This is a genomic window from Burkholderia sp. Ap-955, assembly GCF_011753045.1.
GTDB lineage: Bacteria > Pseudomonadota > Gammaproteobacteria > Burkholderiales > Burkholderiaceae > Burkholderia > Burkholderia lata_D.
The window spans coordinates 1-13,757 of sequence record NZ_VWWH01000133.1; the positions used below are offsets into that span (position 1 = coordinate 1).

Annotated in this window: 15 protein-coding genes and 3 pseudogenes; 4 read left to right on the forward strand and 14 right to left on the reverse strand. The window is 66.5% G+C overall.

Features of this window, described 5'->3' with window-relative positions:
• The 4 genes and pseudogenes from F3J15_RS34790 to F3J15_RS37965 form a co-directional block, all read right to left on the reverse strand.
• Positions 1 to 274: pseudogene (locus tag F3J15_RS34790) on the reverse strand (aminotransferase class III-fold pyridoxal phosphate-dependent enzyme); the annotation flags it as partial.
• A 37-nt stretch (positions 275 to 311) separates the two neighbouring features.
• Entirely contained in the window at positions 312 to 1,649 is a 1,338-nt protein-coding gene (locus tag F3J15_RS34795) for a glutamine synthetase family protein (RefSeq protein ID WP_069249052.1), read from the reverse strand.
• 29 nt (positions 1,650 to 1,678) lie between these two features.
• Positions 1,679 to 2,467: a gamma-glutamyl-gamma-aminobutyrate hydrolase family protein gene (locus F3J15_RS34800; RefSeq protein WP_069249051.1), complete on the reverse strand. Its 789-nt coding sequence runs from the start codon at positions 2,465 to 2,467 to the stop codon at positions 1,679 to 1,681.
• 283 nt (positions 2,468 to 2,750) lie between these two features.
• Positions 2,751 to 2,936, reverse strand: coding sequence for a hypothetical protein (locus F3J15_RS37965; protein WP_039355339.1), 186 nt, complete (start codon positions 2,934 to 2,936; stop codon positions 2,751 to 2,753).
• 455 nt (positions 2,937 to 3,391) lie between these two features.
• Here F3J15_RS37965 and F3J15_RS34810 point away from each other — a divergent pair, with 455 nt between their 5' ends.
• Together F3J15_RS34810 and F3J15_RS34815 are read left to right on the forward strand one after the other, a co-directional pair.
• The gene (locus F3J15_RS34810) at positions 3,392 to 3,943 is read left to right on the forward strand and encodes a cupin domain-containing protein (RefSeq protein WP_069249383.1); all 552 of its coding nucleotides are present in this window, start codon (positions 3,392 to 3,394) and stop codon (positions 3,941 to 3,943) included.
• Between the two features lie 96 nt (positions 3,944 to 4,039).
• Positions 4,040 to 5,530, forward strand: coding sequence for an aldehyde dehydrogenase (locus tag F3J15_RS34815; protein ID WP_089446570.1), 1,491 nt, complete (start codon positions 4,040 to 4,042; stop codon positions 5,528 to 5,530).
• Between the two features lie 64 nt (positions 5,531 to 5,594).
• Here the strand turns inward: F3J15_RS34815 and F3J15_RS34820 are convergent, their stop codons facing one another.
• The gene (locus F3J15_RS34820; protein WP_011353438.1) at positions 5,595 to 5,795 is read right to left on the reverse strand and encodes a heavy-metal-associated domain-containing protein; all 201 of its coding nucleotides are present in this window, start codon (positions 5,793 to 5,795) and stop codon (positions 5,595 to 5,597) included.
• 349 nt (positions 5,796 to 6,144) lie between these two features.
• Between F3J15_RS34820 and F3J15_RS34825 the strand changes: the two genes are divergently transcribed.
• Together F3J15_RS34825 and F3J15_RS34830 are read left to right on the forward strand one after the other, a co-directional pair.
• Positions 6,145 to 6,477, forward strand: a complete 333-nt coding sequence (locus tag F3J15_RS34825) for a cupredoxin domain-containing protein (RefSeq protein ID WP_069249049.1) — start codon at positions 6,145 to 6,147, stop codon at positions 6,475 to 6,477.
• Positions 6,478 to 6,489: 12 nt separating this feature from the next.
• Positions 6,490 to 7,326: an FTR1 family protein gene (locus F3J15_RS34830; RefSeq protein WP_166896940.1), complete on the forward strand. Its 837-nt coding sequence runs from the start codon at positions 6,490 to 6,492 to the stop codon at positions 7,324 to 7,326.
• A 118-nt stretch (positions 7,327 to 7,444) separates the two neighbouring features.
• Here the strand turns inward: F3J15_RS34830 and F3J15_RS34835 are convergent, their stop codons facing one another.
• The 9 genes and pseudogenes from F3J15_RS34835 to F3J15_RS34875 all read right to left on the reverse strand — a co-directional run.
• Positions 7,445 to 7,663: a hypothetical protein gene (locus F3J15_RS34835; protein ID WP_011353435.1), complete on the reverse strand. Its 219-nt coding sequence runs from the start codon at positions 7,661 to 7,663 to the stop codon at positions 7,445 to 7,447.
• Positions 7,663 to 8,139, reverse strand: coding sequence for a hypothetical protein (locus tag F3J15_RS34840; RefSeq protein ID WP_166896942.1), 477 nt, complete (start codon positions 8,137 to 8,139; stop codon positions 7,663 to 7,665). The genes F3J15_RS34835 and F3J15_RS34840 overlap by 1 nt, the downstream gene beginning before the upstream one ends.
• Before the next feature lie 67 nt (positions 8,140 to 8,206).
• Positions 8,207 to 8,527, reverse strand: a complete 321-nt coding sequence (locus F3J15_RS34845) for a DNA-binding transcriptional regulator (RefSeq protein WP_089446566.1) — start codon at positions 8,525 to 8,527, stop codon at positions 8,207 to 8,209.
• Positions 8,520 to 8,666, reverse strand: a pseudogene (locus F3J15_RS34850) (type II toxin-antitoxin system RelE/ParE family toxin); the annotation flags it as partial. The gene F3J15_RS34845 and the pseudogene F3J15_RS34850, both read right to left, overlap by 8 nt.
• 124 nt (positions 8,667 to 8,790) lie before the next feature.
• Entirely contained in the window at positions 8,791 to 10,608 is a 1,818-nt protein-coding gene (glmS, locus tag F3J15_RS34855; protein WP_089446564.1) for a glutamine--fructose-6-phosphate transaminase (isomerizing), read from the reverse strand.
• Between the two features lie 50 nt (positions 10,609 to 10,658).
• Entirely contained in the window at positions 10,659 to 12,020 is a 1,362-nt protein-coding gene (gene glmU, locus F3J15_RS34860) for a bifunctional UDP-N-acetylglucosamine diphosphorylase/glucosamine-1-phosphate N-acetyltransferase GlmU (protein WP_166896944.1), read from the reverse strand.
• A gap of 134 nt (positions 12,021 to 12,154) precedes the next feature.
• Positions 12,155 to 13,150, reverse strand: a complete 996-nt coding sequence (ttcA, locus tag F3J15_RS34865) for a tRNA 2-thiocytidine(32) synthetase TtcA (RefSeq protein WP_069249044.1) — start codon at positions 13,148 to 13,150, stop codon at positions 12,155 to 12,157.
• Positions 13,147 to 13,551: a dihydroneopterin aldolase gene (locus F3J15_RS34870; RefSeq protein ID WP_043186999.1), complete on the reverse strand. Its 405-nt coding sequence runs from the start codon at positions 13,549 to 13,551 to the stop codon at positions 13,147 to 13,149. Before F3J15_RS34870 ends, ttcA begins: the two co-directional genes overlap by 4 nt.
• A 79-nt stretch (positions 13,552 to 13,630) precedes the next feature.
• Positions 13,631 to 13,757, reverse strand: a pseudogene (locus tag F3J15_RS34875) (short-chain dehydrogenase); the annotation flags it as partial.

A 13,757-nucleotide genomic window follows, 5' to 3' on the forward strand; every position in this document is an offset into this window, starting at 1 on the left:
TGCGGCCGTAGCCGACGTTCACGCACCAGAGGCCGGCCATCCCGTCGATCACCTTGTTGCCGTCCGAGTCCCACAGGTAGACGCCGTCGGCCTTCACGATCACGCGGCTGCCTGCACGGTTCAGCGCGCCCATGTCGGAGAACGGGTGGATGTGGTGCGCGGCGTCGAGCGCGCGGTATTCGGCGGTCGTGCGCGCCTGCGTTGCACGCGGTGCGGCGGCCGTGGCGCTCGGTGCGGCCGGCTGGATCCAGGCAGATTCGTTGCGGTACGTCATGTTTCCTCCGTGATTCCGTATTCGGTCGGGTGCACGCTCAGACGTGCAGCAGCAGATGGCGGCGTTCCCACGAGCTGATCACGCGGAAGAACGCTTCGTATTCGGTTTCCTTCAGCGCGAAATACGCCTTCAGGAACTTGTGGCCGAGGATCTCGCCGAGCGGCTCGCAGGCGGCCATCAGCGTCAGCCCTTCCTCGAGGTTGCGCGGCAGCTGGTACGGCAGGTCGTAGCCGTCGCTGACGAGCGGCTCGGTCGGCTCCAGGCGCTGCGTCATGCCGAGATAGCCGGCCGCGAGCGTCGCGGCGAGCGCGAGGTACGGATTGCAGTCGACGCCCGGGATGCGGTTCTCGATGCGGCGTGCCGACGGGCCCGAGTGCGGGATGCGGAAGCCGACCGTACGGTTGTCGTAGCCCCACTGCACGTTGATCGGCGCGGCCATGAAGCGCGACAGGCGGCGATACGAGTTGATGTACGGCGCGAAGATCGGCATCAGCGCCGGCGTGTACTTCTGCAGCCCCGCGAGGAAGTTGTAGAACATCGACGTCGCGCCGCCGGTTTCCGGTGACGTGAACAGGTTCTGGCCCGTTTCCTCGTCGACGATGCTCTGGTGCACGTGCATCGCCGAACCCGGTTCGTTTTCCATCGGCTTGGCCATGAACGTCGCGTACATGTTGTGACGCAGCGCGGCCTCGCGCACCGTGCGCTTGAACAGGAACACCTGGTCGGCCAGCGACAGCGCGTCGCCGTGCATGAAGTTGATCTCCATCTGCGCGGCGCCGACCTCGTGGATCAGCGTGTCGATGTCGAGGTTCTGTGCTTCGCAGTACTCGTAGATGTCCTCGAACAACGGGTCGAACTCGTTGACGGCCTCGATCGAATACGACTGGCGGCCCGTTTCGGGGCGGCCCGTGCGGCCGACCGGCGGGCGCAGCGGCAGGTCCGGGTCCTTGTTCATGTCGACCAGGTAGAACTCGAGTTCCGGCGCGACGACGGGCTTCCAGCCCTTCGCCTTGTACAGGTCGAGCACGCGGCGCAGCACGTAGCGCGGCGAGATCTCGACCGGCGAGCCGTCGAAGTGAACGCAGTCGTGGATCACCTGCGCGGTCGGGTCGACGGCCCACGGAATCAGGCGGATCGTCGACGTGTCGGGCACGCACACCATGTCGGGGTCGGTCACGCCGGTCAGCGAGCCGTCTTCCGGATATTCGCCGGTGACGGTCTGCACCATCACGGCCTGCGGCAGGCGCATCGATTCGCCGGACGTGAACTTGTTGCGCGGCGTGATCTTGCCGCGCGCGATACCGGCCATGTCGGGAATGATCGCTTCGATCTCGGTGATCCGGTGCTGCTTCAGAAAGTCTTCGATGTCTTGCATGTTTGTTCTCGTTGGTTGGGTCGGCGCGCTCAGGCGAGCGCGGCGGCGGCCATGGCACGCGTACGGGCAGCGCGGCGGGCGCGGCAGGCATCGCCGAAGGCGCGGAAGATCGCGCTCGACAGCGGGTCCTGCGCATGGCGCCATTCCGGATGCCACTGCACGGCGAGGGCGAAAGCCGGTGCGTCGACGACGCTCACGGCTTCGATCAGCCCGTCCGGCGCGACGGCCTCGACGGCGAGGCCGGAGCCGAGCTGGGCGATGCCCTGCTTGTGCAGCGAGTTCACGTGCACTTCGTCGCGGCCGCCGGCGAGCGCGTGCAGCGTGCCGCCGGGCGTCAGGCGCACGACGTGCGCGGGGCCGTACTGCGTGTCCATCGGCGCGTCGTCGTCCTCGCGGTGATCGGCGAGGCCCGGCACTTCATGCACGCGCTGGTGCAGCGTGCCGCCGCAGACGACGTTCAGCTCCTGGAAGCCGCGGCAGACGGCCAGCACCGGCACGCCCGCGGCGATCGCCGCGCGCAGCAGCGGCAGCGTGGTCGCGTCGCGGGCCGGGTCGTGCTTCGTGCCCGGTGCGCTCGGTTCGCCGCCGTACCGGTGCGGCTCGACGTTCGAGTAGCTGCCGGTAAACAGCAGGCCGTCGACCGTGTCGAGTACGTCGTCGACCGACTGGCGCTCGCCGAGCGCGGGCAGCACCATCGCGAACGCTTGCGCGCCGTCGACGATCGCTGCGACGTATTTGTCGCCGACCGTATGCGACGCATGCGCACCGATTTGCGTGTGGTCGGCGGTGATGCCGACGAGGGGTTTTCTTCTATCCATGACGTCAATCAGTTATCCGGAGGAGCGTTGCGTCTTGCTTGCCGGATGTGGCGAAACGCCGGCGTGCAACGGCCCCGCAGCCTTGCGCAAGAGGCAAGGCCGCTGATGAATGGGCGCAACGGGATGGCGTGGCGATCCGCGCTGCGCGCGACGATCAGGCCGTCGTTCGTTTCATTGCGAGTCGCGACGCAGCAACGCATGCGCGAACGCGTTCCGTCACCGCACGGACGATGCGGTTGGCGAATCAGCAATCGAAACGAACGACGTAAAGAAAGGAGAGGCGCTACGGCAGCAGCGACGCCACTTCGTCGGTATCGACGGCGACGAATGCGCGTGCTGAAACGGCGTTGTGACGCCGAACGGAACGACGGGACAGGATGGTGTAGATCGACAGATGAAGCAGGCGAGGACTATGCCAGCCGCAACTGCCGTCGTCGGAAGCGGACGACGCGCTGCGCAAACTTCGCACATCGCCTCGATCCCACCTCACCAGAGGGCCACGGACTCTCACGATTACACTCGACTGGGTTGTTGAAAGTATTGAACACCTGACCGTTTCGACGCGCTGGGCGTTTAAAATAATCAAGGTGCCGGTTACGCGTTATTTACATTGATGGGCATCAATTTTTGCGTTGCAATAACGTTTTCTGCTGCCGATGAATGCTTGATGACGCTAACCTGAGAGCCAGCATATACGAGCCAAAAACGGCGTCAAATGTTTTTTAACGGTGTTGTATCAGGGCTTTCCCGAGCAGTGCGAACAAAAGATTCGCAAAAGGAATAATCGACACGGTGTTCATTATTTCGAACGCCTTTCAGGGTTTTCCCCGCTGATGCGCGGCATAAAGTGATTAGAATATTCAACGGCTGTCCACCGCGTCGTTTCACTTTGTCATCGCACTTATCGTGTCCGAAACCGAATCGATGTCCACCGAAGTCGCCGAGCGCCTGCGTTTCGTGCGCAACAAGCAGGGCCTGTCGCAGCGCGAACTCGCGAAGCGGGCCGGCGTGACCAACGGCACGATCTCGCTGATCGAACAGGGCCGCGTGAGCCCGTCGGTCGGCTCGCTGAAGAAGCTGCTCGAATGCATCCCGATGAGTCTCGCGGAGTTCTTCACGTTCGAGCTCGTCGAATCGCGCTCGGTCGTGTCGCGTCGCGACGAGATGCCGAACCTCGGCAACGACACGCTCGCGTTTCATCTGGTCGGCGCGAGCATGAAGGACCGCAACATGTGCATCCTGCGCGAGATCTACCAGCCGCAGGCCGATACGGGGCCCGAGATGCTCGTGCACGCGGGGCACGAGGGCGGTGTCGTCGTGTCGGGCCGGCTCGAGCTGACCGTCGACGGCGCGACGTGGCTGCTCGACCCCGGAGACGGCTACTACTTCGAAAGCCGTTTGCCGCACCGTTTTCGCAATCCCAGCGCGGACCTGATCTGCGAGGTCGTCTCGGCCAATTCGCCGGCGACCTTCTGACCTTCCCCCGCGCGTCACTGCATTCGCTGCCGGCCGCCTGCGCATCATGCGCAGCGGCGTGCCGCATCGCGAATGCCAAAAAACTGAGGCATCCTGATGAACAAGTTGACTTTGGCTGACTGGCAGGACAAGGCGGCGTCGCTCGAGATCGAAGGGCGCGCATTCATCGACGGCGCGTCGCGCGACGCGCACGGCGGCAAGACGTTCGACTGCGTGAGCCCGATCGACGGCCGCGTGCTCGCGCAGGTCGCCGATTGCGGCGAAGCCGACGTGAACGCGGCCGTCGCGGCTGCGCGCCGTGCGTTCGACGCGGGCGTGTGGGCTGGCCTGAACCCGCGTGCGCGCAAGGCCGTGCTGCTGCGCTGGGCGGCGCTGATGCGCGAGCATCTCGACGAGCTGTCGTTGCTCGAGACCCTCGACGCCGGCAAGCCGATCGGCGACACGACGACGGTCGACGTACCGGGCGCCGCGTACTGCGTCGAATGGTTTGCGGAAGCGATCGACAAGGTGGGCGGCGAAGTCGCGCCGGCCGACCATCATCTCGTCGGTCTCGTCACGCGCGAGCCGGTGGGCGTGGTGGCCGCCGTCGTGCCGTGGAACTTCCCGATCCTGATGGCCGCGTGGAAATTCGGTCCCGCGCTCGCGGCCGGCAACAGCGTCGTGCTGAAGCCGTCGGAGAAGTCACCGCTGACCGCGATCCGTGTCGCGCAACTCGCGGTCGAGGCCGGCATTCCCGCCGGCGTGTTCAACGTCGTGCCGGGCGCGGGCGAGCCAGGCAAGCTGCTCGCGCTGCATCGCGACGTCGACTGCATCGCGTTCACAGGTTCGACGGCGGTCGGCAAGCTGATCATGCAGTACGCCGCGCAGTCGAACCTGAAGCGCGCGTGGCTCGAACTCGGCGGCAAGTCGCCGAATATCGTGCTGCCCGATTGTCCCGATCTCGACCGCGCGGCGCAGGCGGCTGCCGGCGCGATCTTCTACAACATGGGCGAGATGTGCACGGCTGGCTCGCGCCTCCTCGTGCATCGCGACATCAAGGACGCGTTCATCGAGAAGCTCGTCGCGGCCGCGCGCGCGTACGTGCCCGGCAATCCGCTCGATCCGTCGGTGTCGATGGGCGCGATCGTCGACGGCATTCAGCTCGAGCGCGTGCTCGGCTATATCGAGGCCGGGCGCAGCGAAGGCAGGCTCGTCACGGGTGGTGCGCGCGTGAAGGCGGAAACGGGCGGCTTCTACGTGGAGCCGACGGTGTTCGAGGTGAAGCCCGATGCGAAGATCGCGCGCGAGGAGATCTTCGGGCCGGTGCTGTCGGTGATCGTGTTCGACGACGTCGACGAGGCCGTGCGGATCGCGAACGACACCGAATACGGGCTGGCGGCGGCCGTGTGGACGTCGAACCTGACGACCGCGCACGACGTGTCGCGCCGGCTGCGTGCGGGCACCGTCTGGGTGAACTGCTACGACGAGGGCGGCGACATGAACTTCCCGTTCGGCGGCTACAAGCAGTCGGGCAACGGTCGCGACAAGTCGCTGCATGCGCTCGAGAAATACACCGAGCTGAAGTCGACGCTGATCCGGCTGCGCTGACGCGCAATCGGGCGCGGGCGCAGCGCCGGTCGGCGGTGTGCCCGCGGGTCGCGGCGCGCGGGCGTTATGCGGCGCGCAGCGCGGGGTGGAAACCGGCGGCTTCGATGATCGACTGCACGCGCTCGGCGCCTTGCGCCGATTCGACCTTGACGATCTTCGCCGCGACGTCGATGTCGAGCTTCGCGGCGGGATCGGCGGCCGTCACCGCGCGCGTGATGGCGTTGGCGCAGCCGCCGCAGGTCATGTCCTGGACTTCGAATTCCATCGTGTTCTCCTGAGTTGACGATTGACAAGCATCGACAGCATGAAGCTTGCCACGGTGGGAAGGTCAAGCGTACGCGTGTCGCCGGAAATCCGTGTCGCGGCTTCGCTGCGGCGATAGTATTTTGTAAACGTGAAGTCTGATGAATCGCGAGCGAGCCTTTGACGTCATTCGGAACTTGTCCCGATTGACGGCGAAGCGTTTCGGGCGCTGCGGGGCGGATGCCTTGCCGGGCAACGCGCGACGGCGATCCATGAAGCGCGATCACCATGTCGCCAGTAAGGGTACGCGAGTTGAAAATGCGAATCGATCTTAGTATCGGTTCCCTTCGATATTTCAATTCGTTACCCTCATGAACCGTTTTGCTTTCGGCTTTGCGCTGGCCCTGCTGGGCGCATCGGCAACGTCCGCATTCGCGGCCGACGATGTCGTCAACCTGACCCTGAAGGATCACAAGTTTTCGCCGGACGGCGTGACGATCCCGGCCGGCAAGAAGGTGAAGTTCGTCGTGAAGAACCTCGACACGACGCCCGCCGAATTCGAGAGCGACGACTTCAAGGCGGAGAAGGTCGTGCCCGCCGGCAAATCGGTGGAGATCCTGGTCGGGCCGCTGAAGGCCGGCACGTACGAATTCCACGACGAGTATCACGAAGCGCAGTCGAAGACGCACCTCACCGTCAAGTAAGTCCATATCGCCATGTTGTCTACTGCCCTGATCGTCTTTCGTGAAGTGCTCGAGGCCGCGCTGGTGGTGTCGATCGTGATGGCCGCCACGAAGGGCGTGCCGCGGCGCGGCTGGTGGGTCGGCGGCGGCCTCGCGGGCGGCGTGATCGGCGCGGGCCTGATCGCCGCGTTCGCCGACGGGATTTCGCAGTGGGCGTCCGGCATGGGGCAGGAGGTCTTCAACGCGGGCGTGATGTTCGTCGCGACGCTGATGCTCGCGTGGCACAGCATCTGGATGAGCCGGCACGGCCGCGAGATGGCGATGCAGATGACCGAGGTCGGGCGTGCCGTCGCGGACGGCAGCAAGCCGCTGACGGGGCTGGCGATCGTGGTCGGTGTCGCGGTGCTGCGCGAAGGCTCCGAGGCCGTGCTGTTCCTGTACGGCATCGCGGCGGGCGATCCCGGGCAGACGCCGCAGATGATCGTCGGCGGGCTGCTGGGTGTGCTCGGCGGCGCCGGACTCGGCTACGGGATGTATGCGGGCCTGCTGCAGATTCCGCTGAAGCGCCTGTTCTCCGTCACCAACTGGCTGATCGTGCTGCTCGCGGCGGGGATGGCCAGCCAGTGTGTCGGCTTCCTGCTCTCGGCGGGCCTCGTGCCGTCGTGGGGCGATACGATCTGGGATACGTCGTGGCTGCTCAAGGATTCGAGCATCGTCGGCAAGGCGCTGCATACGCTGATCGGCTATACCGCGCGACCGGCGGGCATCCAGATCGTCGCGTACCTCGCGACACTGGTCACGATCGTCGGGCTGGCACGGCTCGTCGGCCGGCCGCAGACGGCAATGCGGCCGCCACGGCCCGCGGCCTGAGTTGTCCGGGTTCGAATAGGAAAGGGGCGTCCATGACGCCCCTTTTTTCATGTGCGGTGTGCGGCCGGCCGATGCGCGGCGTCGGCGACAGCGTGCCGGTGGCGCACGCCGCGCCGGCTCAGCGGTGGCTGTCGATCCAGGCGCGAGCCCATTCGAGCCCCGCGTCGCGCGCGTCGTCCTCGGTGTCGAACACGCCGAGCACGCCGGATGCCTCGACCAGCTTGTTGTTCTGCGTGATCGTGCCGCTCGCCGCGAAGCGCTCGGGCTGCAGGATCTCGTCCTGCTGCAGGATCGCGTGGCCCCAGATCTGGTAGCCGTGGTAGGTTTGCGCTTCCATTATCGAGTCACCTCCGCGGAGCGGCCGTGCGTGCCGACCTGCAGCACGTTGCCGTCCGGCGTGTATTGACGCGGGATATTGGAGTAATTCAGTGCGTGCGGCGCATCGGGCGCAGCCGGCTGCATCACCGTCAGGCGTCCCGGTGCGGGCTGTGCAACGGGGCGCGGAGCGGCCGGCGTCCCGGCCGCGGGCGGGCGATGCGAATCGGCTTTCACGGCCTGCGCGACGCGCCGCTTGTGCGGTTTCGCCGCCGCTTTGGGGGCGGCGTTCGCGTGCTTCTCCGCGCTCTTGCCGGCGCGCGCGTCGGCGCCTGTGTGCGTGGCCGGGGTACGGACTTCCGGCATACGGGCTTCCGGCGCATGGGCCGCCGGCTGCCGCGCCTCGGGCGGGTTCCAGACCTCGACGTAATGCTCGGCGGCCCAGCCCGTCGACGCGAACGTCAGCGCCAGCACACCGCATCCAATCAGTCTTACCATTGTCTCTCCGTCATATTCCTTGCGACCCGCGTTCGGCCGGCCGTGCATGCGCATTCGGAGCAGTGGCTCAGGAGAACACCTCGAGCCCGTGCTTCTCGACGATCTGCAGCATCCGGGCCGCGATGCCGCTCGGCCGCTTGTCGCCCTGTTCCCATTGGCGGATCGTCGAAGCCGTCGTGTTCAGGTAGAGCGCGAACACGCTCTGGCTGACGTTGACGGATTTGCGGATGCGGGCGATTGCCTCAGGGTCGAACTGCGGCGCGGCTTCGATGCAGAGCTCGTCGTATTCGCGCATCGTCTTCTTGTCGATCAGCTTGGCGCGATAGAGACCCGACGCGGCGCTGTGGATCGCCTCCGTCGCATCGCTCTTGAATCGACTCTTAGCCATTGCAAATCTCCACAAGCTCTTTCAGTGCGATCAGCGTCGCGACCTCGGTGTCGCTGCGGCGCCCGATATCCGCGGCGAGCTTTCTGAAGGCGCGCAGTTCGCGTTCGTCGATGTCGTCCCGATCGCGTTTCGCGAACAGGGCGGTCGAGTTTGCACAGGATTATATGCCACTAAGTGGTATATATTTCGACCTGGTCGAATGGCCTGCTTCACGCCGGACCGCGCCCGGGACGGCCCGGCGGAGGCCATCCCGGCGACCGGTTTTATTCCACCGTCACCGACTTCGCGAGGTTCCGCGGCTTGTCGACGTCGGTGCCGCGCGCGCACGCGGTGTGATACGCGAGCATCTGCAGCGGCACGACGTGCAGGATCGGCGACAGTTGCCCGTAGTGCTCCGGCATCCGGATCACGTGCAGGCCGTCGTCGTTGACGATCTGCGTGTCGGCATCGGCGAACACGTACAGCTCGCCGCCGCGCGCACGCACTTCCTGCATGTTCGACTTCAGCTTCTCGAGCAGCGTGTCGTTCGGCGCGACCGTGACGACCGGCATCGCTTCCGTGACGAGCGCGAGCGGCCCGTGCTTCAGTTCGCCGGCCGGATAGGCCTCGGCGTGGATGTACGAGATTTCCTTCAGCTTCAGCGCGCCTTCGAGCGCGATCGGGTAGTGCAGCCCGCGGCCGAGGAACAGCGCGTTTTCCTTGCGCGAGAATTCCTCCGACCACGCGATGATCTGCGGCTCCAGCGCGAGCACGCTGTTCAGCGCGGCCGGCAGGTGGCGCAGCTCCTTCAGGAATTGCGCTTCCTGCGCGGCGTCGACGTGCCCGCGCAGCTTGCCGAGCGTGGCCGCCAGCACGAACAGCGCGACGAGCTGCGTCGTGAACGCCTTCGTCGACGCGACGCCGATCTCGGTGCCCGCGTGCGTCAGGAACTGCATTTCGGTGAGGCGCACCATCGCGCTCGTCGCGACGTTGCAGACGGCCAGCGTATGCGTATGGCCGAGCGACTGCGCGTGCTTGAGCGCCGCGAGCGTATCGGCCGTCTCGCCCGACTGCGAGATCACCAGCACGAGCTGGCGTGGGTTCGGCACCGACTCGCGGTAGCGGTATTCGCTCGCGATCTCGACCTGGGTCGGGATCTTCGCGATCGATTCGAGCCAGTATTTCGCGGTGAGGCCCGAGTAGTAGCTCGTGCCGCACGCGAGGATCAGCAGGCTGTCGATGTCCGCGAACGCGGCGGGTGCGGCGTCGCCGAACAGCGTCGCGTCGAACGCGTCCGTTTGCGGCACGGTATCGCTGATCGCGCGCGGCTGCTCGAAGATTTCCTTCTGCATGAAGTGGCGATACGGCCCGAGTTCGACCGCGCCGCCGTAGGCGCTGACCACGCGGATCTCGCGCTGCACGGTGGCGCCGTGGCGGTCGACGATCTTCACGCCGTCGAGCGACAGCTCGCACACGTCGCCTTCCTCGAGGAACGTGAAGTGGTCGGTGCTGCCCGCGAGCGCGAGTGCGTCGGACGCGAGGAAGTTCTCGCCGTCGCCGTGCCCGACCACGAGCGGCGAACCCTGGCGCGCGCCGACGACGGTGTGCGGCTGGTCCTTGTGGATCACGGCGATCGCATACGCGCCGTGCAGCTGGCCCACCGCTTCGCGCACCGCGTCGAACAGGTTGCCGCGATACAGGCTGTGCACGAGGTGGGCGATCACTTCGGTGTCGGTCTGCGACACGAATTCGTAGCCCTTCGCGCGCAGCGCTTCACGCAGCGATTCGAAGTTCTCGATGATGCCGTTGTGGACGAGCGCGAGCGCGTTCGACGAGAAGATCGGGTGCGCGTTGTGCGTGACGGGCGCGCCGTGCGTCGCCCAGCGGGTGTGCGCGACGCCGGTGGTGCCTTCGAGGTGCGATTCGCGCACCTGCGCGTCGAGATCGGCGACGCGCGCGACGCTGCGCGCGCGCTTCGGTGCGTCCGGCTCGAGCACGGCGACGCCGCACGAGTCGTAGCCACGGTATTCGAGGCGCCGCAACCCTTCGATCAGCACCGGAACGATATTACGCTGCGCAACTGCGCCGACAATGCCGCACATGAAATCTACCTTCCATAGGGAAGCGGGCGCCGTACGGCACCCGCGTGATGTTAACTTTTCTTCTTGACCGGGCGGACGTAGCCGCTCTTCGCGGTCTGGGTCTTCTCGTTCAACGCGAGCAGGCCGTCGGCCACGTCCTTCCAGATCGTCGTGCCGGCGGCGATCGTCACGCCGCGGCCGACGCGCACGGGCGCGACGAGCTGCGTATCGGAGCCGACGAACACGTCGTCCTCGATCACGGTGCGGAACTTGTTCGCGCCGTCGTAGTTGCAGGTGATCGTACCCGCGCCGATGTTCACGCGCGCGCCGATGTCGGCGTCGCCGATGTACGTGAGGTGGTTCGCCTTCGAGCCGTGGCCGATCACCGCGTTCTTCACCTCGACGAAGTTGCCGACGTGCGCCTCGTCCGCGAGTTGCGCGCCGGGGCGCAGCCGTGCGTACGGGCCGATCACGGTGTGCGCGCCGAGCTCGGCGCCGTCGATGTGCGTGAACGCATCGATGCGCGTGCCCGCGCCGATCGACGCGTTGCGGATCACGCAGTTCGCGCCGATCGTCACGTTGTCGGCGAGCGTCACGTTGCCTTCGAACACGCAGTTCACGTCGATCGACACGTCGCGGCCGCAGCGCAACGTGCCGCGCACGTCGAGGCGCGCCGGATCGGCGAGCGTGACGCCGTCGACGAGCAGTGCATCGGCGATGTTGCGCTGGTGGATGCGTTCGAGTTCGGCGAGCTGCGCCTTGCTGTTCACGCCGAGCGTTTCCCATTCCTCGTCGGGCTGCGCGGTGACGACGTCGAAACCGGCCTCGATCGCGAGTTCGACGACGTCGGTCAGGTAGTACTCGCCCTGCGCGTTCTCGTTCTTCAGCGCGCCGAGCCACATCGACAGCTGGGCCGTCGGCGTGACGATGATGCCGGTGTTGATCTCGGCGATCCGCAGCTCGTCCGGCGACGCATCCTTCTGCTCGACGATGCGCGTGACGAAGCCGGCCGCGTCGCGCACGATGCGGCCGTAGCCGGTCGGATCGTCGAGCGTGACGGTCAGAATCCCGTAGCGGCCCTCGCGCGCGGCATCGACGAGGCGCTGCAGGGTCGACGCGCGTGTGAGCGGCACGTCGCCGTACAGCACGAGCGTCGGTTGCGCGGGATCGAGGAGCGGCAGCGCCTGGCGCACCGCGTGGCCGGTGCCGAGCTGTTCTGCTTGCACGGCGAACTGGACGTCGGGTGCGGCGACGGCCGCCTGGACCTGCTCGGCGCCATGACCGACGACGACGACGAGCCGGGACGGCTGCAGCGTGCGCGCGGTGTCGATGACGTGGGAGAGGAGCGGCCTGCCGGCCAGGGGGTGAAGCACTTTCGGCAGCGCGGAACGCATGCGCTTGCCGGTGCCTGCCGCCAAAATCACGATATTCATGGCGCGCGCTTGGGTCAGAGTTCGAAGCCGTCCATTTTAGCATGCGGCCTTTGTCGCTCCGGGCCTGTCGCGGCGGGGCGACAACGCCGAAACGAGGCCGCCGACCCCGGTTTCGGCGGGTGTTCGGTCCCTGCTTACAGATCGTCGAACTGGACGATCGAGATCGGTTTGGCGCCACCCGGCGCCGCGCTGTCGTCGCCCGACGCGCACGGTTCCTCGTCGAACGCGATGTCGCCCTGCGGATCGGCCTCGCCCGTCGCGCGCAGCGACTGGAACGGGTACAGCGTCGTGTCCATCAGGTGCGACGGCACGACCTTCGCGAGCGCGTTGAACATGTTCTCGACGCGGCCCGGGAAGCGCTTGTCCCATTCGCGGATCAGCGCCTTCATTTCCGCGCGCTTCAGGTTCGGCTGGCTGCCGCACAGGTTGCACGGGATGATCGGGAATTCGCGCAGTTCCGCGTATTTCTCCAGATCCGTTTCCTTCACGTACGCGAGCGGGCGGATCACGATGTTCTTGCCGTCGTCCGACTGCAGCTTCGGCGGCATCCCCTTCAGCTTGCCGCCGTAGAACATGTTGAGCAGCAGCGTCTGCACGATGTCGTCGCGGTGGTGGCCGAGCGCGATCTTGGTCGCGCCGAGCTCGCCGGCCACGCGGTACAGGATGCCGCGGCGCAGCCGCGAGCACAGCGAGCAGGTCGTCTTGCCTTCGGGCACGAGCCGCTTGACGATGCTGTAGGTGTCCTGGTTCTCGATGTGGAACGGCACGCCGACCTGTTTCAGGTATTCCGGCAGCACGTGCTCGGGGAAGCCCGGCTGCTTCTGGTCGAGGTTCACCGCGACGATGTCGAAATCGATCGGCGCGCGCTCGCGCAGGCGCAGCAGCACGTCGAGCATCGCATAGCTGTCCTTGCCGCCCGACAGGCACACCATCACCTTGTCGCCTTGCTCGATCATGTTGAAGTCGCCGATCGCCTGGCCGACCTGGCGCACGATCCGCTTGAACAGCTTGTTGTTCTCGTACGCGTCCTTCTGTTCGCGGCGCGTCAGCGCCGGGCGGCCGGCCGGGGCGGCGGGCGTGTCGAGGGTGGCGGCATCGGCCGCCGTGTCATTCATGTGGGGGGCGTTCATGCGCGCTCCTCGTCCTTGATGCGAAAGACTTCGACGCCGACGGCGTCGCAGTCCGGATAAGCGTCCGGTTTCTCGGTACAGACGCGTACCGCGCGCACGGCATCGTGCGCCAGCAGGCGCGCGGCGATCGCGTCGCACAGCGTTTCCTGCAGGTGGATGTGGCCGCGCGCCAGGCATTGCGTGACGCTCTGCTTCATCAGGTCGTAGTCGACGATTTCATGCAGCCGGTCGTCGACGGGGGTGGACAGCGCGAGCGGCACGAACAGGTCGACATTGATGACGACGCGCTGCTCGCCGCGCTTCTCGTGTTCGAAGGCACCGATGTTGATGTGCACTTCGTAGTCGCGCAGGTAGAGCCTGCGGCAGTCCGCGAGGCGGGGGTGCAGGAGAGCGGAAAACATGGTCGTCCCAGTCAAATTGGCGTGCGCACACGCAAAGCGGCGCGGGCGGCGGCAGTCAGGCCGCGCGTTTCCGCGCAGTTCATTCATTCGGGCCGGCGGCGGGCGGCACGAGGTGCTCGCCGCCGTCGACGGTCAGCGTCGCGCCGGTGACGCCCGGCGCGCTCGCGAGGTAGCAGGCGGCCGCCGCGATGTCGTCCGCGTGCGGC

Coding starts and splice junctions, on each gene's coding strand:
- F3J15_RS34795 (WP_069249052.1), bottom strand. CDS start 1,649: ATGCAAGACATCGAAGACTTTCTGAAGCAGCACCGGATCACCGAGATC.
- F3J15_RS34800 (WP_069249051.1), bottom strand. CDS start 2,467: ATGGATAGAAGAAAACCCCTCGTCGGCATCACCGCCGACCACACGCAA.
- F3J15_RS34810 (WP_069249383.1), top strand. CDS start 3,392: ATGTCCACCGAAGTCGCCGAGCGCCTGCGTTTCGTGCGCAACAAGCAG.
- F3J15_RS34815 (WP_089446570.1), top strand. CDS start 4,040: ATGAACAAGTTGACTTTGGCTGACTGGCAGGACAAGGCGGCGTCGCTC.
- F3J15_RS34820 (WP_011353438.1), bottom strand. CDS start 5,795: ATGGAATTCGAAGTCCAGGACATGACCTGCGGCGGCTGCGCCAACGCC.
- F3J15_RS34825 (WP_069249049.1), top strand. CDS start 6,145: ATGAACCGTTTTGCTTTCGGCTTTGCGCTGGCCCTGCTGGGCGCATCG.
- F3J15_RS34830 (WP_166896940.1), top strand. CDS start 6,490: ATGTTGTCTACTGCCCTGATCGTCTTTCGTGAAGTGCTCGAGGCCGCG.
- F3J15_RS34835 (WP_011353435.1), bottom strand. CDS start 7,663: ATGGAAGCGCAAACCTACCACGGCTACCAGATCTGGGGCCACGCGATC.
- F3J15_RS34840 (WP_166896942.1), bottom strand. CDS start 8,139: ATGGTAAGACTGATTGGATGCGGTGTGCTGGCGCTGACGTTCGCGTCG.
- F3J15_RS34845 (WP_089446566.1), bottom strand. CDS start 8,527: ATGGCTAAGAGTCGATTCAAGAGCGATGCGACGGAGGCGATCCACAGC.
- glmS (WP_089446564.1), bottom strand. CDS start 10,608: ATGTGCGGCATTGTCGGCGCAGTTGCGCAGCGTAATATCGTTCCGGTG.
- glmU (WP_166896944.1), bottom strand. CDS start 12,020: ATGAATATCGTGATTTTGGCGGCAGGCACCGGCAAGCGCATGCGTTCC.
- ttcA (WP_069249044.1), bottom strand. CDS start 13,150: ATGAACGCCCCCCACATGAATGACACGGCGGCCGATGCCGCCACCCTC.
- F3J15_RS34870 (WP_043186999.1), bottom strand. CDS start 13,551: ATGTTTTCCGCTCTCCTGCACCCCCGCCTCGCGGACTGCCGCAGGCTC.